A 22,789-nucleotide genomic window follows, 5' to 3' on the forward strand; every position below is an offset into this window, starting at 1 on the left:
TTTAATTGAGTGTGGATTATGAAAGCATTATCAAAGTTAAAAGCAGAGCCAGGCATTTGGATGACAGATGCGCCAAAGCCTGAAGTAGGCCATAACGATCTGTTAATTAAGATTCGTAAAACAGCCATTTGTGGTACCGATGTTCATATTTATAAGTGGGATGAGTGGGCACAAAACACTATTCCTACACCTATGGTGGTTGGCCACGAATATGTGGGTGAAGTAATTGACATGGGCCAAGAAGTTCGCGGTTTCGAAGTTGGCGACCGTGTATCTGGTGAAGGTCATATAACCTGTGGTCATTGTCGTAACTGCCGTGCTGGACGTGTTCATTTATGCCGTAATACAACCGGTGTAGGTGTTAACCGCGAAGGTGCATTTGCTGAGTACCTAGTGATCCCAGCATTTAATGCGTTTAAAATCCCAGATAACATTAGCGATGAACTGGCCTCTATTTTTGACCCGTTTGGTAATGCTGTACATACTGCATTATCGTTTGACTTAGTGGGTGAGGATGTATTAATCACTGGTGCAGGCCCTATTGGTATTATGGCCGCGGCTGTAGCCAAACATGTGGGTGCACGCCATGTGGTTATCACCGACGTAAATGAATACCGCCTAGACTTAGCACGTAAAATGGGCGCAACGCGTGCTGTAAACGTTGCGAATGAAAAGCTTGAAGATGTAGCTAAAGAGCTAGGTATGACCGAAGGCTTTGACATTGGCTTAGAGATGTCAGGTGTTCCGAGTGCATTTAATGCCATGCTAAATAACATGAATCATGGCGGCAAAATTGCCATGTTAGGTATTCCACCTTCAGATATGGCGGTCGATTGGAATCAAGTTATTTTTAAAGGCTTAGTGATCAAAGGTATTTACGGTCGTGAGATGTTTGAAACTTGGTATAAAATGGCTAGCTTGATTCAATCAGGGCTTGATTTAAAACCAATTATTACTCATCAGTATTCAATTGATGACTTCCAAGCTGGCTTTGATATGATGATTTCAGGCCAATCGGGTAAAGTAATTCTTAACTGGGATTAATTATCCCCTGTTAAGAGAATTAAAGGCGGCATTTGTCGCCTTTTTTGTAATTATAAGAGAGCACTATGGCATTTAAACATATATCAATCGCACAAACCCTCGAACTACTAGACAAAGAAGATGTGGTGATTGCTGATATTCGCGATCCTAATTCGTATCAGACAGGGCACATTCCTGGCTCTGAAGCGCTTTCAAATGCAAATATCGCCCAATTTATGATGGAAAAAGAGTTTGACCAGCCGATTATTATTGTTTGTTATCACGGCATGAGTTCACAGGGCGCTGCAAGCTACTTAGTAGAGCAAGGCTTTGAAGATGTTTATAGCATGGATGGTGGTTTTACTGCATGGGAAGCCGCTTACAAGGATAAAGTAGCACGATGATAGAGCTAGGCAGCCTAACTAATCCCCGCGCTGCACAGGGCTTTATAGATTACCTAAAAAGCCAAGGACTTTCAGGGCAAATTCGTACTGAGGATGGCCATACGCTTGTTATTAGTGTGGCACCTGAAGACTTTCATGCAGTGCAACCTTTATGGAACGAATTTGCTAAAAACCCTAATCATGAGCGTTATCAACAAGCATCATGGCAAGTGGGTACTACGCAGTCACCCTTAAAGTATCAAGGGCAGTCGCTTAATTTAGTCGCCCGTTTTAAAGCGTTAAGTTGGCTTAATCAAGGTGTTAGTATTCTCAGTATTGTAGTTTATGTTGCCTTTTTATTTGGTGCGTTTGAACCTATTTACATGGCGTTGCAGTTCAATCCTGCGTCACCACTTACTTGGTTAACACCTGCTATTGTGCATTTTAGCGCTATGCATATTGTGTTTAACTTAATCTGGTGGGTATCGCTGGGTGATAACATTGAAAAACAATGCGGTAAGTCGAGTTTAATCGGGCTGTTTTTAGTTACCGCTTTAATAAGTAATTGGGCACAATACTTAATGGTCGGTCCTAACTTTGGTGGCCTTAGCGGCGTTGTATATGGGTTGTTAGGCTTTTGTTGGATTTACAGCGCGCTTAACCCTAAACAGCCTGCACTGGTAACAACCGCGATTGTTGGTTTTATGCTGGTATGGTTAGTACTTGGTTTTGCAGATGTATTATTTGTTGGAATGGCTAATTGGGCACATTTAGGTGGGCTTGTTAGCGGTATGGCTTTTGCTTATACCGCTCAGCTTTTTAAAACAAAAAGCGCCTAATGATATAAATATTTAGTAAATAACAGGTCTCGGATTATTTCTTGGCCTGTTTCTTCCTTAAGTAAGCTTTTTAGTTTTTCTGCGCTTTTAAGGCGAATTTGCTCACGCCCTGTTAAAGATTTTATTTTGTTTTCAGGCTCTTTAGATAAAATCTCTACTAAAGCATCACGTAACAGCGGGGTGTGGTGTTCTACAATGGCAATGTCGGATGTTTTATTTAGCATTAAATCAACCGTGACACGTACGTAGCCCATTTTTTTACTAGATGGACCAATATAATTGGTAATAATATCTGGCTCAAACCCAAAATAACCCACAGTAGACTCAGCGCGTGCTGATAAGCTAGTTAGGCTGACTAAAAGAATAAAAAGGCCTGTAAATACTGTTTTTTTCATTTCAAAAGCGTTTCCGTAAACTGGTTACAAATAGTTTATACTTATTAGTAAATAAGATACAGCAAGATGCTGTTATTTGTTGTGTTATGTAAAAGTACTCTGGACTCAAGTTTGGGATAGGCAATAGCGAGAGTCAAATGCTAATTAGCGTTTTATAATATAGGGTGTGCTTGGTGGTGAGCAAATCGCGCTTTTTCAAATTCGTTGGCAATGTTATGATCTCACTGATTTTTATCAAATAGAGCTATTGTGATTACTTTTCCTCTTTCTTTATCTGCTGATTGGCAGAATACTGCTCAAGTCAGTGGCTTATCTAGCGCTGAGCAAGAGTGGTTATTTGAACCCCATTCTTTAACGGCTAAATTAAAAAGTCAGTCTCAGCACTTTGCTGTAAAAGTGTTGAGCGAGCAAAAAGTAGACCTTTCGCAATCACAGCAAGCGTTATTAAGTGATCAGGTAAACACGGTGCTTAACCGTGAAGTGTTACTGTTGTGTGATGAACAACCGATTGTTTATGCTCAAAGTTGGTTGCCAATAACAAGTAACAATACAAACAATCAGCTGCACAATATGGGAGAGCGCCCGTTAGGTGATGTGATATTTCAAGATCCTGCGTTAAAGCGGACCGATATTGAAATTGCGCGCTTTGATGATAACCACTCATTGCAGTCACTGGTGAGCGAACTTAATTTACCGAACCGTCCCTTACTGGGAAGACGCAGCGTATTTTCTTTACACAACTATCAATTTTTGGTTTGTGAGGTTTTTTTACCAGGAGCTTATTTATACTCATGAAATTAGCCGCTTTGTCAGTTCATCATATTCCCTTTTACATCCAGTTAATGCGAATAGATAAGCCCATAGGCACTTTATTGCTGCTTTGGCCAACTTATTGGGCACTGTGGATTGCGAACGAAGGTCTGCCTAGCTTAACTAATTTCATTGTGTTTACCCTTGGGGTAATAGTTATGCGCAGCGCTGGATGCGTTATTAATGATTTCGCAGATAGAAAAATTGATGGCTCAGTAAAACGTACTTGTCAGCGTCCGCTAGCGACCGGAGCGGTAAGTAGTGGCGAAGCAATTAGTTTGTTTTTATTACTCGTTGCCATCGCCTTTATATTAGTATTATTGCTTAATACCAATACTATTTTGTTATCGTTTGGTGCGCTTGGATTAGCGTTTTGTTATCCCTTTATGAAACGTTACACGCAACTTCCTCAAGTTGTATTGGGCGCGGCTTTTGGCTGGGCAATCCCTATGGCTTTTATGGCGTCAACAAACTCTCTCCCCGTGCAGGCATGGTTGCTATTTATTGCCAATATTTGCTGGACGGTGGCTTACGACACTATGTACGCCATGGTTGATAGGGACGATGATTTAAAAATAGGAGTTAAATCAACCGCTATTTTATTCGCTAGTTATGACCGCCATATTATAGCGCTACTTAACTTGAGCTTTTTTGCGTTGATGGTTTTAATAGGCGGGATAAGTGACGTTGGTTTTAGTTTTTGGGTGGGATTAGCAGTTGCTGCAATGCTACTAATATATCAACAGCGCTTGATTCATTTACGCCAGCGAGATAATTGTTTTAAAGCATTTTTAAATAACCATTATGTGGGATTAGCTATTTTTATGGGTTTATTATTTTCTTACCCCGTTTTAGTTTAACGGGGTGGGTCGATAATACCACTAATTGACGCGTTCTTTCTGAACCAGCCAGCAATTGAGTAGCGGTTGTCAACAGCCGGAAGTACCTCATGTACGAAGCGTTCGCTTTCAAATAATACCAAGGTGCCTGCAGTGGGTTTTATCACTATTTCTATGTCTTTACTTTTAGGCTTGTAAATAACCAGCTCTCCGCCTTTCTCAGGAGAGTTCAAATACAATACAGTAGTAAAAACACGGTTTGAACGACCTTTAAATGCATCCACATGTTTTTTATAAAAATCACCTTGGGTATATTTTGCATAGTGACATTCATAATCAAACAAGCCCATAAAGAAATTTCGATTAAGCGTATTACGAACTGCTTCCATTAATTGCTGGTAGCCAAGTTGTGCATTTGAACTGCCATCAAACCAATAGGTTTTGTCTTTACGAACAGTATCATCGATTTGCAAATTATTTAATCGACCAATACCGGCAAGGCTAAAGTGGGGGTTTATTCTATAACAATCAGCCATTAGCTCAGACATTAAGTCACTATCAATAGCGTTTTCAATAATGGCATAGCCATGCGTTTCAATCTGCTCTAAATAAATTTCAGTAGCGGTAAAGTTGTTCATCAACGCTAGTCATAATAGTAGGGAGCGTTAGTGTAGTGTAAAAAAACTTTAAAGCTACAAATTTATAGTGATCATCAAATCGCATGGTGTATTGTTATGCTCTTGAAACTTTCTTGATTAGCGAGAGTAGGTGGTCAACATGCTCACCTGCCTCAATCTGCTGGCTGGTTTGCACAATAAGTTGCTCATGGCTAATATCGTTATTGGTCTTAAGCTGAATTAGATTGTGGTTTTCTGCCACAGAGCTAGTGTGTTCAATACCGGCAATCGCAAAGTGGTCTGATTTTTCAAGTCCAGCCATTACCTGCTCAATACTGCCCACTTTAATTGTTGAAACTTTATTTAATGAATCAATCACTTCATTCAGCATTGATTGCACTTGTTTTGACTGTGAAAAACAACTGAACATTGGATAACTTTCGAGTTCTTTTTTACTAATATCGCTTTTATTTGCTAAAGGATGTTGTTTTGAACAAAATAAAATAAGTTGATCAGGTAATTGTATGTCGCTACCAATACTATTGACTATTTGCGAGCATACACTAATGTCAATTTCCCCTTGAAGTAACTTTCTATGAAGCTCAGTTTTGTTTTGCAGCTGCATTTCAATTTTAATATGAGGGTACTGGCTTAAAAACTCACCGCAGGTAATTGGCACTATGCTGCTGGTTGTTGTGGTGTAACCAATGACCAGTTTTTTCTCTTCAGTGCCATTAATCGATTGAAAAGCGAGGTGTTTTATTTGCTCTAACTCATTGAGGGTATTTTTAGCAAAGTCGAGGAAAAGCTCCCCAGCTTGAGTTAATTTAACCGAACGAGTAGAGCGGGTAACAAGTTCGTAGCCAAGCTCGGTTTCAAGAGTTTGAATACTACGAGTTAACGCAGATGTGCTGATTTGGGTTTGTTCTGCAGCTTGCCTAAAATGACGAAGTAGGCCAAGCGCTACAAATTGTTCTAATTGTTCAAATCTCACTATATAGTCCTTTTTTATAGGTAAGCTAGGGGAATTACAGATTTAATACTGACTTTATATCCCTACAGATCAGTTGAAACATGGTTTTTAACCACCGACTTAGATTAACTTTCTTTTCGTCTTATTTAAAGAGAATAGTTGCAAAATGTTGTTATACCTTTGGGTAATGTTAAGTAACTGTTGGGTTTTATTATTAGCCTAATTTGTGCAATTTTATAAACAGCTTTATTAAAGTTTCGTTTTGTTAATTGCTATTTTTGGTTTTGTGGTTAGGTTCAATAAAATTTTTACTAACTCTATTACTTAATGGTTTATTTTCAATGTTTTGTAATTCAATTTCTATGGCGTCGCAAGAAATGTGAATTTCGAATAAAGAGGTAAGCAAAGATAAGCTTAAGCAGCTTAAACTTACACCAAATAAAATAATACCTGTGGTATTAAACTCTATGAATAAGGCGAACATAGATAACGTACATAATAAAAAAGCAGCCACTCCGTATACTTGCATGGTTCTTATTAGTTTTATTCGTTTTCTTAGGTTGGTTATTTGCGCCACCACAACAGGACGAATTGACTCCCCTTCACGCGCATTCAGTTCTCGTATTAGTTGCGCAAGTACTAAAAATCGGTTTGTATAGGCAAGTAACAACAACGAGATGGCTGGGAAAAGTAAACCTGGGGTCGTTAGCGTCATAATGTGTCCTTAAATCATATTATTTGCTTTAGGTTACGCAGGCGTATTGTACACATAAAGTAAATGAGGTGAATATTGCAAAATACTAATAATAGCGATTCAAATGTAACATTATTTGATTGGGTAACGCTTTATAACGCAGAAAATAATTTAGAGGCCAATATAATAAAAGGATTGATTCTTAACGCGGGGATTGAGTGCCAAATTAAAGGTGAAATGCTGCAAGGTGCTATGGGCGAGATCCCATTTGAGCAAACACAAGTAAGTGTGCAGGTTTATGCGATAAAAGAGCGCCATGCACGCGAAATATTGGTAAACTATCAGCAAGTAAAACAATCAGCTCCAGATTGGGTATGCCCTAACTGTAATGAGCATAATGGATCAACATTTGATTTTTGTTGGTCATGTGGGACCTTAAAGAATGACAAAAGCGAATAATTTTCAGCGTATTAGAGAGTTAAATTACCTACAAAAAGCGGTATTGGCCTGTGCGTTAATAGAGCGTATGTTGCCTAATTATGGACTATTTAGTGAGGCTACCGGTTTTGGCGATGAGGTTATTTTACGTAATGCTTTAAATGTATGTTGGGAAAAGATACTGCTTCCTAAAAGTAAGATTGATTTAGAAAAGCAAGTCGAAAAAATAGAGCCTAATGTACCTGAACTTGCTGATTTTGATATGTTTGGCACTTACCCTGCCATTGACGCTGCAACTTCATTATTGAGCTTAATGCATGGCCTTTTAGCACAAGACGAGCAAGAATTTGTTAATGTAAGTAAAATATCACAGGCTACTGTGGCTCGCTTTATTGAGTATCAAATGACGGTTGAAGGGGATATTGCTGATAATAAAGCAGTGCGTGAACACCCACTAATGCAATACGAAATTGAGGTATTAGGTGAGTTAATAGATTTTGTAGAGGCAATGGGGCGTATTACTGCTGAAAATGTAAAAGCATTGAAAAAGCATGTCCTTGCTGATGGCCAAACTAACATTGGTTTAGCACTTTAAGTTATTTGTTTTAAACACCTTGTTAGGTGGCAGGAGAATTAACAATGCGAATTTTAGGCATTGAATCATCATGCGATGAAACTGGTATTGCTATTTATGATGATGAAAAAGGGCTACTGGCTCATCAATTATATAGCCAAGTAAAAGTACATGCTGATTACGGTGGTGTGGTACCTGAGCTTGCATCTCGCGATCATGTACGTAAAACATTGCCGCTTATCGATGCGGCATTTGCGCAAGCTGGCTGTGGACCGGAAGATTTAGACGGTATTGCCTACACCGCAGGACCTGGTTTAGTAGGGGCTTTGTTAGTAGGTACCTCAATTGGTCGCTCTTTAGCGTATGGTTGGGATATTCCTGCGGTGGCAGTGCATCATATGGAAGGGCATTTATTAGCGCCAATGCTTGAGGAAAACGTTCCCGAATTCCCATTTATTGCTTTACTCGTATCTGGCGGTCATACCATGATGGTAAAGGTTGCGGGCATTGGCCAATACGAAGTATTGGGTGAGTCGGTAGATGACGCTGCAGGTGAAGCATTTGATAAAACGGCTAAATTACTTGGGCTTGATTACCCTGGCGGTCCTCGTTTAGCTAAAATGGCTGAGCAAGGCGTTGCCAAACGATTTGTTTTCCCGCGCCCGATGACAGATAAGCCTGGTCTTGATTTTAGCTTTAGTGGCTTAAAAACCGCCGCTTCGATTGCTATTCGTGAAAATGATAGTGACGAGCAAACTAAAGCAGATATTGCCCATGCATTTCAAACAGCCGTTATAGATACTTTAGTGATTAAGTGTAAGCGAGCACTAAAACAAACGGGTATTAAACGTTTAGTAATAGCCGGTGGTGTAAGTGCTAATACGCAACTACGTTTGCAACTAGAGCGTGTGATGCAAGGTATGAAGGGCGAAGTGTATTACCCACGCACTGAGTTTTGTACCGACAATGGCGCAATGATTGCTTATGCTGGTATGCAGCGTTTAAAAGCGGGGCAGTTTGCTACGCTTGATATGAAAACTAAACCGCGCTGGCCAATCGATAGCCTAGAAGCAATATAGTTAACCAGAACCTAGGTTAGTTATTACTTCTTATCATTTGTAGGGGCTTGTTTAGTCCCTACTTTTGGTTCTTCACCTTTAAATAAACGCACAATATTAGTGCGATGCCTAATAATGATCAGTAGCGTAATAAAGGTCACTGGTAAGGTATATAACGGCTTTATCCACCATGTATATAAAGGTGCTAGCGTCACAGCGACTAACGCTGCAAGGGATGAGTAGCGGGTAATCGCGACAATAATCAGCCAAGTACTAATCAATAACCCACCTAAAGAGAGCCCTATCGGCAGTAACGAGCCAAATGCTGTTGCGACCGCTTTACCCCCTTTAAAACTAAAAAATAATGGGTACATGTGCCCTAAACATGCTGCAACCGCAATTAAACCAAGCTCTAGCGGCTCAAGTTTTAAAAAGTAAGCGCCCCAAACAGGGATAGTGCCCTTTAAAATATCAAATATTAACACTAAGCATGCGGGGAGTGCCCCACCTAAGCGGTAGACATTGGTTGCTCCTGGGTTGTTGGAGCCATTTGTGCGTGGATCGGGAAGTTTGAATAGCCGCGACACTAAAATGGCCGATGAAATCGAGCCGAGCAAATAGGCTAAAACAAACATTAAAATGACTAACACGCGCTTCCTTATTTTTTAATCATTACTTTTAAGCTATTATTGGCGTCAAAATTTACGGGCTTCTTAAATTACTCGCAATTTCGTAACCATTCTATTGTAGAAGTAATTTTAGTATATTTAAACACTGATTAAAGTATATACAGTATTAATTTGATTGATACAATATGTAATTAACTCAGTGACTTGTTACAGTCATTTGGAGTATCAATGGACAAGGTATTTATATCACAATTGCATGTCGAAACGATTATCGGGGTGTATGATTTTGAAAAGAAAAGTAAACAAAGCCTGTACTTTGATATTGAAATGTTAAGTGACATCAAACCTGCAGCACAAAACGATGATATTAACTTAGCATTAGATTACGCTAAGGTAAGTGAGCGAGTCATCGAGCACAGCACAGCTAAACCAGTTGAGCTTTTAGAAACGCTGGTGGAGCAATTAGCGCAAATTATTTTAACCGAATTTAATACTCCACAAGTAACGATAAGAGTTAGCAAGCCCGCCGCAGTTTCACAAGCGCAAACTGTGGGTGTAGAGATAACCCGCAACAAGGCTTCGGCTTAAATGGCGCAGATATATATTAGCCTTGGTTCAAACATTAACAAGGCAGAGCATATTCGTCGTGCTCTAGTGGCGTTAAATCAGCACTTTGAAAACACACAGCATTCATCAGTATTTGAAAGTGAAGCTGTAGGTTTTGCCGGTAATAACTTTTATAACTCAGTACTTGCAGCCACCACTAACATGGCGCTGGTTGATGTGTGCGCGTTATTAAAACAAATAGAACGCGATAATGGTCGCCAAGCAAATGATAAAAAATTTAGCCCACGTACTTTGGATCTCGATTTACTTTTTTATGATGATTTAATTTGCGAGAGCCCAGCTCAACTACCACGTGACGAAATTACCAAAAATGCCTTTGTATTACAGCCTTTAGCAGAGGTGGCTCCTGATTTTTATCACCCTGTAGCAAAAAAAACGATTGCCCAAATATGGAATGCATATAACAACCCTCAACAAAAACTATGGAAGGTGGAGTTTTCTAACCCATGAGTATTATAGAAATAATTGTTTTAGCCCTAATTCAGGGATTTACTGAGTTTTTACCTATATCGAGTTCTGCACACTTAATTTTACCGTCACAAATTTTAGGCTGGGAAGATCAAGGTTTAGCATTTGATGTTGCCGTGCATGTAGGCACTTTAGTTGCGGTGGTTATTTATTTTCGTAAAGAAGTGGCTGATATACTCGGTGCTTGGTTTAAATCGTTTGGTGCGCAAGGCACAACAGATGACAGTAAACTAGGTTGGTGGATCATTTTAGGTACTGTGCCTGCGGCTATTTTAGGCTTATTGCTAAAAGACTTTGTTGAACTGTATTTACGCAGCGCATGGGTGATTGCAACCACAACGATCGTATTTGGCTTATTACTTTGGTACGCCGATGCCAAAGGTAAGCAGATAAAAACAATTTATCAGCTAAACTGGAAAACGGCCCTTATTATTGGCTTTGCACAGGCCGTTGCGATGATCCCAGGTACTTCACGTTCAGGTATTACTATGACAGCGGGTTTGATGCTGGGTATGAATAAACAAAGTGCAGCGCGCTTTTCGTTTTTATTAGCTATTCCAATCATTTCGATGATGGGTCTTTATTACACCGCAGAGCTTGCCCTTGGCGATCATATCGTAGATTGGACGGCATTATTGTTAGGTGTAGTGCTGTCGTTTTTATCAGCTTATGCTTGTATTTTTATGTTTTTAAAAGTGATTGAGCGAATGGGAATGCTGCCATTTGTTATTTATCGTTTATTATTAGGTATAGGTTTAATATTCTTTTTAATGTTATAAGCCATTAATTTTTTAAAGGCCTCCCAATTCGGGAGGCCTTTTTATTTGCGCCAAGGGTTAATGGTAACTTAAGCTAAATTTTGGCATTATAGCGCCATTAAACTTTGCCTTAGAGCAAACCCCGCGCAGGATGAAAGGATAGTAAATGCATATACATATTTTGGGTATTTGTGGCACATTTATGGGTGGTATTGCCGCTATAGCTAAATCATTGGGTCATCACGTTACTGGGTCGGATCAAAACGTTTACCCACCAATGAGTACCCAGTTACAAGAACTGGGTATTGAACTAACGCAGGGCTATGATGTATCTCAACTAGAGCCAGTACCAGACATCGTTATTATTGGTAATGCAATGAGCCGTGGTAATCCGTGTGTTGAATATGTATTAGATAAAGGCCTGCCTTATACTTCAGGGCCTGAGTGGCTAAAACATAACTTATTACAAGATTCATGGGTGCTGGCTGTGGCGGGAACTCATGGTAAAACAACCACCGCCAGTATGTTGGCGTGGATACTTGAATATGCGGGTTTAAAACCGGGCTTTTTAATTGGCGGAATTGTACAAAACTTTGGTCTTTCTGCGCGAGTTGGGGAAACGCCATTTTTTGTGATAGAAGCCGATGAGTACGACACGGCCTTTTTTGATAAACGCAGTAAGTTTGTTCATTATTTACCGCGAACGCTTATTTTAAATAATCTTGAATTTGATCATGCTGATATTTTTGAAGATTTAAACGCGATTAAAAAACAATTTCACCATTTGATACGTACATTACCGCAAAGCGGCAAAGTGTTGTGGCTTAAAAATGATGAAGCACTGAGCGATGTTATAGCAAAAGGGTTGTGGAGCGAGAGCGAAACTCTAGGCGAAGACTGGAGTTATGAATTACTTAAAGCCGATGGTTCTCAATTTAATGTGTTATTAAACACGCAGCTGCAAGGCGAAGTTAACTGGCAGGCAATTGGTGAGCATAACGTTAAAAATGCCATGATGGCTATTGCAGCAGCACGCCATGTGGGAATTGCAATAGAGCACAGTATTGAAGCTTTGAGTGAGTTTATCAGCCCAAAAAGGCGGATGGAGCTTAAAGCAGATATTAATCATATTAAAGTGTATGACGATTTTGCTCATCACCCAACGGCAATACAAACAACGCTTGCGGGGCTGCGTGCTAAAGTGGGCGATGAAAAAATCATAGCGATTTTAGAGCCGCGCTCTAACACCATGAAAATGGGAGTGCATCAATTTACACTTCTCGATTCACTTCGCGATGCAGACGACGTGCTGTTATTCGAACCAGGAAACTTAAACTGGTCACTTAAAGAGCAGGCTGACAAAGCGGGTATGCAGTGCTTTGATTCTACAACCGCCATTATTGATACAGTGCTTGAGAATATTGAGCCAAATCAACATGTTTTAATTATGAGTAATGGTGGTTTTAATGGTCTGCATCAGCAACTTGTTGATGGTTTGGCCGATAAATACAGCGGAGAACAATGTGCAATTTAAAGATACAATCACCTTGGCATTTAGCGGCGCATCAGGCGCACCATATGGGTTGAGGCTGTTGGAAGTGTTGCTTGAGCAACAATTTCAAGTGTATGTGCTTATTTCAAGTGCTGCGCGCGTAGTTTTTGATACCGAGTCCAATGTAAAGCTATCAGGGAATGAAGACAAAGCCACAGAGCAATTAAGCGCGTTATTTAACGCCAAGCCTGAACAATTAAAGGTGTTCGGCAAAGATAACTGGTTTAGTCCTGTAGCTTCGGGCTCTGCAGCGCCGAAAAAAATGGTAGTATGTCCATGTAGCGCAGGGTCTGTGTCTGCGATTGCAGTCGGCGCATCAGATAATTTATTAGAGCGCGCCGCCGATGTGGTGATAAAAGAGCGAGGCCAGCTTATTCTAGTGCCACGCGAGACGCCATTTAGCGAAATTCACTTAGAAAATATGCTTAAATTGTCGCGTTTAGGGGTCACTATCATGCCCGCTGCACCTGGGTTTTATCATCAACCACAAAGCATAGAAGACTTAGTTGATTTTATGGTGGCGCGAATTTTAGATCATTTAAATATTGAACATAATCTCACAAAGCGCTGGGGTTATGGTGAGGGTAAGAAATGAATAAGCAAAATATTGCTTTAAATATTGAAGGCCTTACCAAGGTTTACAAAAATGGGGTTGAGGCAGTAAAAGGTGTTGATTTACAAGTGCATGAAGGTGACTTTTTTGCACTGTTAGGTCCAAATGGGGCGGGTAAGTCAACCACTATTGGGGTGATATCTTCTTTGGTTAATAAGACCAAAGGTAAAGTTGAAGTATTTGGTCATGATATTGATACCGACCTTGAAGCAGCGAAAGCCAACTTGGGCTTAGTGCCACAAGAGTTTAACTTCAGTCAGTTTGAAACCCTAACCCAAATACTCGTTAATCAAGCAGGTTACTACGGTGTACCGCGCGGCGAAGCGCACAAACGTGCTGACAAGTACTTAGCACAACTTGGGCTACTTGAGAAAAAAGATAAGCAAGCGCGTACCCTTTCTGGTGGTATGAAGCGTCGCTTGATGATTGCACGTGCCTTAATGCATGAACCAAAGTTACTTATTTTAGACGAACCAACAGCGGGCGTTGATATAGAGCTGCGCCGCTCAATGTGGGACTTCTTAAGGCAAATTAACGAACAAGGTGTGACCATTATTTTAACCACTCACTACCTTGAAGAAGCCGAATTACTGTGTAAAAACATCGCTATAATTGATACCGGCCGTATAGTTGAAAACACCACCATAAAAGCCTTGTTGGCTAAATTAGACAAAGAAACCTTTGTATTGGATTTAAAACAGCCTACCAATCCGGTGACGCTTGAAGGGTATAATTTTACCATGACTGATGATCACACCATTGAAGTTGAGGTGGCTAAATCACAAGGGCTTAATGCTGTATTTAGCGCGTTAACCGAACAAGGTAATACTGTGCTAAGCATGCGTAATAAAGCGAATCGATTAGAAGAGTTATTTGTAGGTTTATTAGAGCAAGGGCGGGGCGAATAAATGTTTAAATATGGCGTAGCCTTAAAAAGTATTTGGATTAAAGAGTGTATTCGCTTTTTGCGTATTTGGGTGCAAACCTTAGTGCCGCCAGCGATTACTATGAGTTTATATTTTGTTATTTTTGGTAACTTAATAGGCTCGCGTATTGGCGATATGGGTGGCTTTAGTTACATGGAGTTTATTGTGCCTGGCCTTATTATGATGTCAGTCATAACAAACTCTTACTCGAATGTGGCTTCGAGCTTTTACTCAACTAAGTTTCAAAAAAGTATTGAAGAGTTATTGGTTGCACCTGTGCCTAATTACATCATTGTGTTGGGTTATATGGGCGGAGGCATGACCCGTGGCATTATGGTTGGCTTTATTGTAACGTGCGTTTCTTTATTTTTTGTAGATATACAAATACATAATATTTTTGTGATTATAGCCACTGTTATTCTTACCTCGGCGGTTTTTGCCTTGGGCGGGTTAATCAACGCTATTTATGCAAACAGCTTTGATGACATAAGTATTATTCCGACCTTTATTTTAACGCCTCTAACTTATTTAGGCGGGGTGTTTTACTCAATCACTTTACTGCCTGATTTTTGGCAAATGGTGTCGCAAATAAACCCGATTATTTATATGGTTAACGCATTCAGATACGGATTTTTAGGCGTTTCTGATGTTGATTTAACGGTTGCGATTGCAGTGTTGTTGGTGTTTATCAGCGTATTATTTACTTTAGCACTGACGCTAATTAAAAAAGGTGTGGGGCTAAGACACTAATGAGCGATGCAAATTCACGTAGTATTGTATCTAACCAAGCGGGACTTCATGAAAAGCTTGATGAAATAGTTAATAAGCACTTACATGCCGAGTTTAAAAAGCCAATAGCAGCGCATACTCAAACTGCATTTGATGAAGTTAATGCTAAGGTGCAGTCTTTTGATGGACCGCTCATCCTCGACTCTTGTTGTGGTGTTGGCGAAAGCACTGCTAATTTAGCGAAACGTCATCCTGATGCCTTAGTTGTGGGTATTGATAAGTCATCTCACCGACTTGATAAGCATGATGTTGAGTATAAACAAACTGAGAGTGGTCAATACATTTTGGTGCAAGCTGACTTAAATGACTTTTGGCGTTTAGCGGTGGCTGCTAATTGGCAGCCTAGCCATCACTATTTGCTTTACCCTAACCCGTGGCCTAAGTCTAAGCACATTCAACGGCGCTGGCATGGGGCGGCTATCTTCCCGTTTATTGTAAAGCTAGGTGGTTTACTTGAAGTGCGAAGTAATTGGGATATCTATGTTAAAGAGTTTGCCAGAGCGCTCGAATTAGCAGGCCATCCATGTGAAACCGAATTGTTTGAATCAGACGAAGCAATTACACCTTTTGAGCGAAAGTACTGGGCCAGTGGCCAGCAAAGTCACCGCTTAATCATCAATCTCAATAGTTAACTCATTGCTTTTTAAAGTGAGTCACATGTGGCGTTGGTTTGCCAAGGTAACTACCTTGCATCAGCGTCACATTTAGTTGGTTGAGTAACTCTGCAACCGTATTATTTTCTACCGCTTCAACAACCAATTCAAGTTCAAGTTGCCGGGCTATATCAGCGATATAGGCTATAAATAGCGACGTGTTTGCATCGTTTACTAGCTGCTTAGTGATTGCACCATCGAGTTTAATGCCATCAACATCAACCTTTAATGTATTAAGGGTATTAATAAACTCATTCCCCCAACAGTGCATCACCACCTTTGCCCCTTTACTTTTTACCATCGCAATAAATGATTTTATTTCGTAATAATGTGAAATAACCTGCGACTCCAAAATTGAAATAGTAATATTTTCAGGATTTGGGTAGCGATGAAGCTCATAGGCAATATGATCATAAATAGTGGGATCTGCAATATTTTCAGCGCACAGCGTTAACTCCCAACAAATTGCCGATTTACGAAAACGCGAGACACATTGAGTAAATAGGGTGCGGGTTAACATGCCATTCATACGCAGTCTATTTACCGCATTCGTAAAGATATCAGGGGTTAAAATCTCCCCTTGTGAGGTGACTATTCTCGGTGAGCAGTCATACCTAATAATTTCATCGGTATGCGTATTAATAACCGGTTGAAAGTAAGGAACAACACGGTGAGCATCAAATGCTTCGCGAATCTCTTTGGCTATTTCAACATTATATAAATATAGAGATTTAGCGTCGTTAATTGCCTCACAATAGTTAACTATGCGCTGATCGCCCTGCTTAGATTGCAGTAACGCAATATGAGCATTCTTAAGCAGTAATGACTTATTGCCTCTAGCTACACCAGCGTTAAGTGTAATATAAATGAACGGCTGATTTAAAAACGGTATATTTTTATTATGCGATTGAATGATACTGTATAGCTCATCAGAGGGAGTTTCTTTATCAGTTAAAATAGCGAGTTTATTAGTTGCAATACGATAAATACGTGCGTGCAAACGCACTTGCTGCTTAAAGTGAATAAGCAGCTTTTTCATCACTTCATCGGCTGTTTTTGTGCCAAAAAAACGACTGATATTATCAATTTCGTTCACTAAAACAATCGCAATTTGCAAATGATGCTCATTACTTTTTTTCAGTCGTTTTTCTAAAGCGATATGATTTGCAAATCCGCTTGCATGGTCCCTCATTAATGAACGACGTACCCCATAATAATAAAAAATATACACTATTAATAAAATAATAATTACGCAGCCAAAATGAAACACAGATTGATACAAGTCTGTGTTCAACGCACTGCTAATTTTATCAACGCTAATATCTGCAGCCGTAATATAAGTTCTGCCATTTTTTGCCAGATGGGGAATATACACTGTTTTAGAATGACCGCGATGCGCTGTTGAAGTTTCAAAAATAGGGGCCGTTGATAAAAATGCAGCCGTAGTGATTGGCGTGGCTTCAGGGTATAGATCTAAAAACTGAGTAACCTTACCGTTATTTTGATCATCTTGGGTGTAGCTAGAGGCAGTAAAGTAAACGTTTTCATCAATCAGTACCATTGAATATAAATAATCTATATTTAAATCGTTGGCTAATGCCGAAAGTTGGTCGGCTTTATTTTGATAGCTTGAAAAACTGATTTCTTGCGCTATTTTATCGTGATAATCACTACCTAAAATATACTTTACGCTGGTGGCGGCATTTAACAGGCGATTATCAATACTGCGTATCACATCATTATTGATAGTGGTGTAGGTGTAGTAACTGTAACTTATTAAGCTGACTAAAAAAAAGACGGTACCGAGCGCCAACCGTGTTAATTTTAGATTTCCTTTTAGCATGTAACATCCTTATTGTTTGTTAGATTTATTATACTTAAAAATTATAAATGCCCAATATTTTAATTACCCTTTGTACTAAATATAAAAAATAGTGAGATGTTATCTATTTTGTATTGTCTTTTATGGCTTAAAACGAGACATTTTTGTCATATTGCAGTAAAGTTAGCGCAATTTTTTAGAAATGCCGTTGCTTAAAAACACCTTAAATTAGCGTGTTTTACAAACTAACAGGTGTTTTAGTCACACACTAGGTATGAAGATGGATCAAAAGCGTTGTGCCGTCGCCTCTAAAGAAAGCCTCAAACGGATATTTACCGTTCCAGAGGCCCCTGACTCAACTTTGAGCAAAATAGAGCTTGAAATTTCGAGTAATTTAGCAGGTTTCTTAAACGAAAATATCGCGGCAATTGAAAAACCATTACATGAAATAGAAAAAGATTTTCAATCGGCGGCTATCCCTGAAGAGCCAACGTTTGTGTCTTGCTATGCCCAAGATATTATGGAACAGCTGGTTGCTCATTCTGTACATACCGCAGCGCCAAGCTTTATTGGTCACATGACATCTGCTCTGCCACACTTTTTATTGCCGTTATCGAAATTAATGGTTGGGCTAAATCAAAACCTTGTAAAAATAGAAACTTCAAAAGCATTTACTCCATTAGAACGTCAAGTTTTAGGAATGATGCATCATTTAGCTTATGGGCAAAATGATGGCTTTTATTCTAAATGGATGCACAGTGCAAAAACCTCTTTAGGGGCATTTTGCTCTGGCGGCACCGTGGCTAACATTACTGCGCTTTGGATTGCCCGCAACCGCTTATTAAAAGCAGATGGCAACTTTAAAGGCATTGCTGCGCAGGGTTTAGTGGCGGGAATGCTTCATTATGGTTACAAAGGGCTGGCAGTTTTAATCTCTGAACGAGGTCACTACTCGTTAGGCAAATCGGTAGATTTATTAGGCATTGGCCGTGAGAATTTAATTGGTATTAAAACATCGGCTGATAATAAAGTTGATGTAGATGCTATGCGAGAAAAAGCGCTAGAGCTTGAAGCGCAAGGCATTAAAGTGATGGCAATTATTGGTGTAGCCGGGACGACAGAAACCGGTAATATTGACCCACTTGAAGACATGGCTAATTTAGCACACGAAATTAATTGCCACTTTCATGTTGATGCAGCATGGGGCGGAGCTACTTTACTGTCTAATACCCATAGGCATTTATTAAAAGGGATTGAGCAAGCAGATTCAATTACCATTGATGCACATAAACAAATGTATGTGCCGATGGGGGCTGGTTTGGTGTTGTTTAAAGATCCTGCTGCTACCGATGCCATAGAACATCATGCTGAATATATTTTACGTAAAGGCTCTAAAGACCTAGGCAGCCATACACTTGAGGGGAGTCGCCCTGGGATGGCGATGTTAGTGCATGCTTGCTTACGTGTTATTGGTCGTAAAGGCTATGAAATGCTTATCGATCGCAGTATTAAAAAAGCCCGTTACTTTGCTGATTTGATAAAAGCAGATGAAGATTTTGAATTAATATCTGAACCTGAGCTGTGCTTATTAACTTATCGTTATGTCCCTAAGCAAATTAAAAATGCGATAGCACAGGCAGATGCACAAACCCGTTTAGATATTTTTGCCGCGCTTAATCGCTTTACTGCTAGTATGCAAAAACGGCAACGTGAATCAGGTCGCTCATTTGTATCGCGTACACGTTTAACGCCAATTCAATATGATAATCAACCAACTGTGGTTTTTAGAGTGGTGCTTGCGAACCCGCTTACATCAGGTGCTATTTTAAAAGAGATATTAGAAGAGCAGAAAGAGTTGGCACAAACAGATCCGGTATTTAAAAAATATTTACGAAAATATATGTAACTAACCTGAACTCTGGTTAAGAGATTTACTAACATATTGAGTCAAAAAATGATGTTTATGTTTATTTTCACTAGCCAGAGATTTTCAGTGAAAACAAGGCGAACTTACGCGTCAATAGCTAGCCTATTGCAAGTAAATTCAACGCAGTTAGCGCTGAAAATAGTTGCTTGAGATAGATTTATTATTCAGAGTTCAGATTAGTCATAAATGCTACAACAAAAAAGACGCTTAATAGCGTCTTTTTTGTTACTGATTAAAAGCAACTCGCCTTTATGAGGTTGCTGATAATTTGTTGCGAAGGCTTGATTTTTTCCATCGCTAAATATTCATCGGGCTGATGCGCTTGGTTAATTGAACCCGGCCCCATGACGATGGTTTCACAACCCAGTTGTTGTATAAATGGTGCCTCAGTACAGTAATTAACAGCCACCGCTTTTTGCCCTGCTATATTTTCGGCTAGTTTAACTAAAGCGCTGTCGGTGTTTCCTGTAAATGCTGGAATTGGCTCATGTAAATCAATCACACTAACCGAATTAGGGTATTGCTGGTTTATATCGAAGGTTGCATCAAGCAGCAATGCTTGCAGCTCTTGTACACTTAAGCCAGGTAGAGGGCGCATATCAATGTGCATTTCACAGCAACCGCAAATTCTATTAGCATTATCGCCCCCATGAATATTGCCTAAATTGAGCGTTGGGTAAGGAATTTCAAAGTGATTTATTGAATATTTATTCTTAAGTTGTTCTTTTAAGATTAGCAATTTTGTAATCACTTTATGCATCACTTCGATGGCGTTAAGACCCCGTTCGGGATCTGAGCTATGTCCTGAACGGCCAACGACTCTTATCGCTGAAGTCATATGACCTTTATGAGTAAATACTGGCGTCATATCAGTAGGCTCACCAATAATACAGCGACTTGGTTTTAAATTTGGGTGCTTACAAATTTGTTGTGCGCCAGCCATAGTGGTTTCTTCGTCTGCGGTGGCTAATATTAAAATTGGTTGTGTTTGTTGCTTTTCATCAAGCTCACTAATAGCCTGCAGTACAAAAGCAAAAAAACCTTTCATATCAATGCTACCTAAGCCATATAATTTATTATCGAGCTCGGTTAATTTAAATGGGTTTTGATTCCAGCGGCTATCATCAAATGGCACTGTATCAGTGTGCCCTGCCAGCATTAAACCGCCGTCGCCTTGACCGCGTTTTGCTAATAAGTTGTAGCGACCCTTGTTGCCTTCTAACTCTATTATTTCACAGTTAAAACCTAAGCTTTCACACCATTGGGCTAGCAATTCAATGACACTTTTATTACTCATACATAAATGATCTTCAATGGCACTGATAGAGGGGGCAGCAATCAATTGCTGGTACATCGAAATAAATGACGGCAGAGACATAAAAAATTCCAAAATAAGTATTCATTTTAATTGCATAACAATATAAAAGTATTTATGATGAATATCAATTCACTTTTTAAGCATAAATATATTAAAGTTACGCCATGAAAATAATACGACGATAGTTATCACTCATAAATTTAATCTGTTTGGCTGGGTTATACCCTAGTGTAAACAAACAACATGGAATGTGGTCACTAATTTTAGATAAAGAGTAAATAATGAACGTAGTAATTATAGGTGCCAGCGGTTACAGCGGCGCAGAACTGGCTAGCTTAGTAGTAAAGCATCCAACTCTTTCGCTAACTGGTTGTTATGTATCAGCGCAAAGTTTAGATAAATATAAATTGCTTAGTGAATTGTATCCTGAGCATTTAGGATTACTTGATTTACCTCTGCAGCCACTAAATGAACATGCACTTGCTGATATCACTTATTCAGCAGATTACGTTTGTCTGTGCACCGATCATAAAGTAAGTGTGGATTTAGCGCCTCAGTTTTTAGCGATGGGCAAAAAGGTATTTGACCTTTCCGGTGGCTATCGTCTTGCAAGTAATGATGATTACGTTACTTATTATGGTTTTGAACACCAACATCCAGAACTACTCAATCAAGCGGCATATGGTCTTGCTGAATGGAATAGTAAAGCCATTACTGATGCTCAGCTAATTGCTGTTGCTGGCTGCTATCCAACGGCTGCATTAAATGCATTAAAACCTCTTCAGCAAGCGTGTTTGTTGAGTGATGAAAAAATTATTATTAATGCGGTTTCTGGCGTAACGGGCGCAGGGCGTAAAGCCAGCCTAGGGACTCATTTTTGTGAGGTATCACTTGCACCCTATGGTTTGTTTAATCACCGTCATGGGCCTGAAATACAACAGCATCTAGGTCATGAGGTGTTATTTACTCCTCATTTAGGTAATTTTCCGCGCGGTATTTTAGAAACTATTTATGTGCAATTAAAGCCGGGTGTGACCAGTGAGCAAGTAGCTAAAGCTTATCAAGTATTGGCTGATGAGCCATTAATTCGTTTGCTTGGCAGCAAAATCCCTTCGATTAAAGGGGTGGCCAAACAACCTTATGTAGATATTGCGTGGCAGCAGCAAGGCTCACAGTTAATAGTAATGGCAGCAATTGACAACTTATTAAAAGGGGCAGCTGGTCAGGCTTTGCAATGTATTAATTTATCAATGGGGCTTCCCCACACTACAGGTCTAATAGGAGCGTTTAGATGAGCAGTAAAACGTGGGTTATTAAACTCGGTGGTGCAGTACTCAATACTGAAAATGCCGCTAAAGCATTATTTGAAATACTCAACGAGCAAGATGATGCTCAGTTTGTGATTGTGCATGGTGGTGGCTCATTAGTTGATAGCTGGTTAAAAGAGGCTGGTTTTGCCAGTGCTAAACACCAAGGTTTACGTATTAGCCCTAAAGAACAGATGCCTTATATTGTTGGAGCCCTTGCGGGTGCGGCAAACAAACAACTCATGGCGCAAGCAATTAGTGTTGGTCATAAGCCGGTGGGGTTAAGTTTATATGAAGCAGGGATCACCGCCTCGCAAAAATTAAAAGCATTGGGTCAAGTAGGTCAATGTCACAACAATGCTGATTCTATTATTAATGATTTACTCAGTGCTGGCCGGTTACCAATCATCAGTTCTATCGGCTTTGATGAGCAGGGCTTGTTATACAACGTTAATGCCGATGAAGCAGCCGCCGCAATGGCAAATAATTTAAATGCAGAACTTATTTTTATGACGGACGTAGAGGCGGTACTTGATGCCAATAAGCAGCCTTTACATCAACTTGACACAAAACACATTGATACTTTAATTGCAGAGGGAGTAATTTTGGGCGGGATGGAGGTCAAAGTTAAGACCAGTCTTCACGCTGCCCAACATTTACGACGCGGTGTGTACATTTCCAGCTGGCAAAAGCCAGAAAACTTAACTGCTTTGCTGCAAGGCGAGCATGTCGGAACTAAAGTAACACCATAGGTTGA

26 protein-coding genes are annotated in these 22,789 nt (G+C 39.8%); 19 read left to right on the forward strand and 7 right to left on the reverse strand.

Annotation, left to right across the window (positions count from 1 at the left end):
• Window positions 1-18: 18 nt before the first annotated feature.
• From tdh to glpG, 3 genes are all read left to right on the forward strand, one after another.
• The gene (gene tdh / locus BW139_RS14790; protein ID WP_010390995.1) at window positions 19-1,044 is read left to right on the forward strand and encodes an L-threonine 3-dehydrogenase; all 1,026 of its coding nucleotides are present in this window, start codon (window positions 19-21) and stop codon (window positions 1,042-1,044) included.
• A gap of 65 nt (window positions 1,045-1,109) precedes the next feature.
• Window positions 1,110-1,427: a thiosulfate sulfurtransferase GlpE gene (glpE, locus tag BW139_RS14795; protein WP_010390998.1), complete on the forward strand. Its 318-nt coding sequence runs from the start codon at window positions 1,110-1,112 to the stop codon at window positions 1,425-1,427.
• On the forward strand, window positions 1,424-2,245 hold the full coding sequence (glpG, locus tag BW139_RS14800) for a rhomboid family intramembrane serine protease GlpG (protein WP_076920172.1): 822 nt from the start codon (window positions 1,424-1,426) through the stop codon (window positions 2,243-2,245). The genes glpE and glpG overlap by 4 nt, the downstream gene beginning before the upstream one ends.
• Here the strand turns inward: glpG and BW139_RS14805 are convergent.
• Entirely contained in the window at window positions 2,242-2,640 is a 399-nt protein-coding gene (locus BW139_RS14805) for a flagellar basal body-associated protein FliL (RefSeq protein ID WP_008115596.1), read from the reverse strand. The genes glpG and BW139_RS14805 overlap by 4 nt on opposite strands.
• A 249-nt stretch (window positions 2,641-2,889) precedes the next feature.
• On the opposite strand from BW139_RS14805, the gene BW139_RS14810 reads away from it, so the two are divergent.
• Together BW139_RS14810 and ubiA are read left to right on the forward strand one after the other, a co-directional pair.
• Entirely contained in the window at window positions 2,890-3,435 is a 546-nt protein-coding gene (locus BW139_RS14810) for a chorismate lyase (RefSeq protein WP_076920173.1), read from the forward strand.
• Entirely contained in the window at window positions 3,432-4,310 is an 879-nt protein-coding gene (gene ubiA, locus BW139_RS14815) for a 4-hydroxybenzoate octaprenyltransferase (RefSeq protein ID WP_076920174.1), read from the forward strand. The genes BW139_RS14810 and ubiA overlap by 4 nt, the downstream gene beginning before the upstream one ends.
• Here ubiA and BW139_RS14820 read toward each other — a convergent pair.
• The 3 genes from BW139_RS14820 to BW139_RS14830 form a co-directional block, all read right to left on the reverse strand.
• On the reverse strand, window positions 4,307-4,927 hold the full coding sequence (locus tag BW139_RS14820; RefSeq protein ID WP_076920175.1) for a 2OG-Fe(II) oxygenase: 621 nt from the start codon (window positions 4,925-4,927) through the stop codon (window positions 4,307-4,309). The two genes, ubiA and BW139_RS14820, sit on opposite strands and share 4 nt — an antisense overlap.
• A 94-nt stretch (window positions 4,928-5,021) precedes the next feature.
• Window positions 5,022-5,900: a LysR family transcriptional regulator gene (locus BW139_RS14825; protein ID WP_076920176.1), complete on the reverse strand. Its 879-nt coding sequence runs from the start codon at window positions 5,898-5,900 to the stop codon at window positions 5,022-5,024.
• Between the two features lie 244 nt (window positions 5,901-6,144).
• Window positions 6,145-6,594: a DUF2721 domain-containing protein gene (locus tag BW139_RS14830; RefSeq protein WP_076920177.1), complete on the reverse strand. Its 450-nt coding sequence runs from the start codon at window positions 6,592-6,594 to the stop codon at window positions 6,145-6,147.
• 75 nt (window positions 6,595-6,669) lie between these two features.
• Between BW139_RS14830 and BW139_RS14835 the strand changes: the two genes are divergently transcribed.
• The 3 genes from BW139_RS14835 to tsaD are packed head-to-tail and all read left to right on the forward strand — an operon-like array spanning window position 6,670 to window position 8,664.
• Window positions 6,670-7,032 carry a DUF2007 domain-containing protein gene (locus tag BW139_RS14835; RefSeq protein ID WP_076920178.1) on the forward strand — a complete coding sequence of 121 codons (363 nt, stop codon included), beginning with the start codon at window positions 6,670-6,672 and terminating at the stop codon, window positions 7,030-7,032.
• A complete protein-coding gene (locus BW139_RS14840; protein WP_076920179.1) occupies window positions 7,016-7,606 on the forward strand; it encodes a YjaG family protein in 591 nt (196 codons plus the stop codon). The genes BW139_RS14835 and BW139_RS14840 overlap by 17 nt, the downstream gene beginning before the upstream one ends.
• A 44-nt stretch (window positions 7,607-7,650) precedes the next feature.
• Window positions 7,651-8,664 carry a tRNA (adenosine(37)-N6)-threonylcarbamoyltransferase complex transferase subunit TsaD gene (gene tsaD, locus BW139_RS14845; RefSeq protein WP_008115610.1) on the forward strand — a complete coding sequence of 338 codons (1,014 nt, stop codon included), beginning with the start codon at window positions 7,651-7,653 and terminating at the stop codon, window positions 8,662-8,664.
• Window positions 8,665-8,687: 23 nt separating this feature from the next.
• Here tsaD and plsY read toward each other — a convergent pair whose 3' ends face one another.
• Window positions 8,688-9,293, reverse strand: coding sequence for a glycerol-3-phosphate 1-O-acyltransferase PlsY (gene plsY, locus BW139_RS14850; protein WP_054201983.1), 606 nt, complete (start codon window positions 9,291-9,293; stop codon window positions 8,688-8,690).
• A 207-nt stretch (window positions 9,294-9,500) separates the two neighbouring features.
• Between plsY and folB the strand changes: the two genes are divergently transcribed.
• The 8 genes from folB (at window position 9,501) to BW139_RS14890 (ending at window position 15,637) form a co-directional block, all read left to right on the forward strand.
• Window positions 9,501-9,860: a dihydroneopterin aldolase gene (folB, locus tag BW139_RS14855; protein WP_076920180.1), complete on the forward strand. Its 360-nt coding sequence runs from the start codon at window positions 9,501-9,503 to the stop codon at window positions 9,858-9,860.
• On the forward strand, window positions 9,861-10,349 hold the full coding sequence (folK, locus tag BW139_RS14860; protein ID WP_076920181.1) for a 2-amino-4-hydroxy-6-hydroxymethyldihydropteridine diphosphokinase: 489 nt from the start codon (window positions 9,861-9,863) through the stop codon (window positions 10,347-10,349).
• On the forward strand, window positions 10,346-11,146 hold the full coding sequence (locus tag BW139_RS14865) for an undecaprenyl-diphosphate phosphatase (protein WP_008115614.1): 801 nt from the start codon (window positions 10,346-10,348) through the stop codon (window positions 11,144-11,146). The genes folK and BW139_RS14865 overlap by 4 nt, the downstream gene beginning before the upstream one ends.
• Before the next feature lie 145 nt (window positions 11,147-11,291).
• The gene (mpl, locus tag BW139_RS14870) at window positions 11,292-12,659 is read left to right on the forward strand and encodes a UDP-N-acetylmuramate:L-alanyl-gamma-D-glutamyl-meso-diaminopimelate ligase (RefSeq protein WP_076920182.1); all 1,368 of its coding nucleotides are present in this window, start codon (window positions 11,292-11,294) and stop codon (window positions 12,657-12,659) included.
• On the forward strand, window positions 12,649-13,272 hold the full coding sequence (locus tag BW139_RS14875) for a flavin prenyltransferase UbiX (RefSeq protein WP_036956751.1): 624 nt from the start codon (window positions 12,649-12,651) through the stop codon (window positions 13,270-13,272). The genes mpl and BW139_RS14875 overlap by 11 nt, the downstream gene beginning before the upstream one ends.
• Window positions 13,269-14,198 (forward strand): ABC transporter ATP-binding protein, encoded by a 930-nt coding sequence (locus BW139_RS14880; protein ID WP_010391021.1) that lies wholly within the window; start codon window positions 13,269-13,271, stop codon window positions 14,196-14,198. Before BW139_RS14875 ends, BW139_RS14880 begins: the two co-directional genes overlap by 4 nt.
• Window positions 14,199-14,966 (forward strand): ABC transporter permease, encoded by a 768-nt coding sequence (locus BW139_RS14885; protein ID WP_010391022.1) that lies wholly within the window; start codon window positions 14,199-14,201, stop codon window positions 14,964-14,966.
• Window positions 14,966-15,637 (forward strand): tRNA (guanosine(46)-N(7))-methyltransferase TrmB, encoded by a 672-nt coding sequence (locus BW139_RS14890; protein WP_076920183.1) that lies wholly within the window; start codon window positions 14,966-14,968, stop codon window positions 15,635-15,637. The genes BW139_RS14885 and BW139_RS14890 overlap by 1 nt, the downstream gene beginning before the upstream one ends.
• 1 nt (window position 15,638) lies before the next feature.
• Here the strand turns inward: BW139_RS14890 and BW139_RS14895 are convergent, their stop codons facing one another.
• Window positions 15,639-17,501: a GGDEF domain-containing protein gene (locus BW139_RS14895; protein ID WP_076920184.1), complete on the reverse strand. Its 1,863-nt coding sequence runs from the start codon at window positions 17,499-17,501 to the stop codon at window positions 15,639-15,641.
• 259 nt (window positions 17,502-17,760) lie between these two features.
• Between BW139_RS14895 and panP the strand changes: the two genes are divergently transcribed.
• Window positions 17,761-19,386 (forward strand): pyridoxal-dependent aspartate 1-decarboxylase PanP, encoded by a 1,626-nt coding sequence (gene panP, locus BW139_RS14900; protein WP_076920185.1) that lies wholly within the window; start codon window positions 17,761-17,763, stop codon window positions 19,384-19,386.
• 253 nt (window positions 19,387-19,639) lie between these two features.
• On the opposite strand, the gene argE is transcribed toward panP, so the two are convergent.
• Window positions 19,640-20,785 carry an acetylornithine deacetylase gene (gene argE / locus BW139_RS14905; protein ID WP_076920186.1) on the reverse strand — a complete coding sequence of 382 codons (1,146 nt, stop codon included), beginning with the start codon at window positions 20,783-20,785 and terminating at the stop codon, window positions 19,640-19,642.
• A 221-nt stretch (window positions 20,786-21,006) separates the two neighbouring features.
• Here argE and argC point away from each other — a divergent pair, with 221 nt between their 5' ends.
• Together argC and argB are read left to right on the forward strand one after the other, a co-directional pair.
• Window positions 21,007-22,020: an N-acetyl-gamma-glutamyl-phosphate reductase gene (gene argC, locus BW139_RS14910; RefSeq protein WP_076920187.1), complete on the forward strand. Its 1,014-nt coding sequence runs from the start codon at window positions 21,007-21,009 to the stop codon at window positions 22,018-22,020.
• Window positions 22,017-22,784, forward strand: a complete 768-nt coding sequence (argB, locus tag BW139_RS14915) for an acetylglutamate kinase (RefSeq protein ID WP_010391030.1) — start codon at window positions 22,017-22,019, stop codon at window positions 22,782-22,784. Before argC ends, argB begins: the two co-directional genes overlap by 4 nt.
• Window positions 22,785-22,789: the final 5 nt, after the last annotated feature.

This window comes from Pseudoalteromonas sp. SK18 (assembly GCF_001974855.1).
In the GTDB taxonomy this organism is placed as follows: domain Bacteria; phylum Pseudomonadota; class Gammaproteobacteria; order Enterobacterales; family Alteromonadaceae; genus Pseudoalteromonas.

What these genes read in the sequence shown, in the direction of transcription:
- folK (WP_076920181.1), top strand. Translation starts at nt 9,861, where the DNA reads ATGGCGCAGATATATATTAGCCTTGGTTCAAACATTAACAAGGCAGAG.
- BW139_RS14840 (WP_076920179.1), top strand. Translation starts at nt 7,016, where the DNA reads ATGACAAAAGCGAATAATTTTCAGCGTATTAGAGAGTTAAATTACCTA.
- glpE (WP_010390998.1), top strand. Translation starts at nt 1,110, where the DNA reads ATGGCATTTAAACATATATCAATCGCACAAACCCTCGAACTACTAGAC.
- BW139_RS14890 (WP_076920183.1), top strand. Translation starts at nt 14,966, where the DNA reads ATGAGCGATGCAAATTCACGTAGTATTGTATCTAACCAAGCGGGACTT.
- BW139_RS14830 (WP_076920177.1), bottom strand. Translation starts at nt 6,594, where the DNA reads ATGACGCTAACGACCCCAGGTTTACTTTTCCCAGCCATCTCGTTGTTG.
- ubiA (WP_076920174.1), top strand. Translation starts at nt 3,432, where the DNA reads ATGAAATTAGCCGCTTTGTCAGTTCATCATATTCCCTTTTACATCCAG.
- folB (WP_076920180.1), top strand. Translation starts at nt 9,501, where the DNA reads ATGGACAAGGTATTTATATCACAATTGCATGTCGAAACGATTATCGGG.
- argE (WP_076920186.1), bottom strand. Translation starts at nt 20,785, where the DNA reads ATGTCTCTGCCGTCATTTATTTCGATGTACCAGCAATTGATTGCTGCC.
- BW139_RS14865 (WP_008115614.1), top strand. Translation starts at nt 10,346, where the DNA reads ATGAGTATTATAGAAATAATTGTTTTAGCCCTAATTCAGGGATTTACT.
- BW139_RS14805 (WP_008115596.1), bottom strand. Translation starts at nt 2,640, where the DNA reads ATGAAAAAAACAGTATTTACAGGCCTTTTTATTCTTTTAGTCAGCCTA.
- BW139_RS14895 (WP_076920184.1), bottom strand. Translation starts at nt 17,501, where the DNA reads ATGCTAAAAGGAAATCTAAAATTAACACGGTTGGCGCTCGGTACCGTC.
- tdh (WP_010390995.1), top strand. Translation starts at nt 19, where the DNA reads ATGAAAGCATTATCAAAGTTAAAAGCAGAGCCAGGCATTTGGATGACA.
- panP (WP_076920185.1), top strand. Translation starts at nt 17,761, where the DNA reads ATGGATCAAAAGCGTTGTGCCGTCGCCTCTAAAGAAAGCCTCAAACGG.
- BW139_RS14880 (WP_010391021.1), top strand. Translation starts at nt 13,269, where the DNA reads ATGAATAAGCAAAATATTGCTTTAAATATTGAAGGCCTTACCAAGGTT.
- BW139_RS14820 (WP_076920175.1), bottom strand. Translation starts at nt 4,927, where the DNA reads ATGAACAACTTTACCGCTACTGAAATTTATTTAGAGCAGATTGAAACG.
- BW139_RS14885 (WP_010391022.1), top strand. Translation starts at nt 14,199, where the DNA reads ATGTTTAAATATGGCGTAGCCTTAAAAAGTATTTGGATTAAAGAGTGT.
- tsaD (WP_008115610.1), top strand. Translation starts at nt 7,651, where the DNA reads ATGCGAATTTTAGGCATTGAATCATCATGCGATGAAACTGGTATTGCT.
- argC (WP_076920187.1), top strand. Translation starts at nt 21,007, where the DNA reads ATGAACGTAGTAATTATAGGTGCCAGCGGTTACAGCGGCGCAGAACTG.
- mpl (WP_076920182.1), top strand. Translation starts at nt 11,292, where the DNA reads ATGCATATACATATTTTGGGTATTTGTGGCACATTTATGGGTGGTATT.
- argB (WP_010391030.1), top strand. Translation starts at nt 22,017, where the DNA reads ATGAGCAGTAAAACGTGGGTTATTAAACTCGGTGGTGCAGTACTCAAT.
- glpG (WP_076920172.1), top strand. Translation starts at nt 1,424, where the DNA reads ATGATAGAGCTAGGCAGCCTAACTAATCCCCGCGCTGCACAGGGCTTT.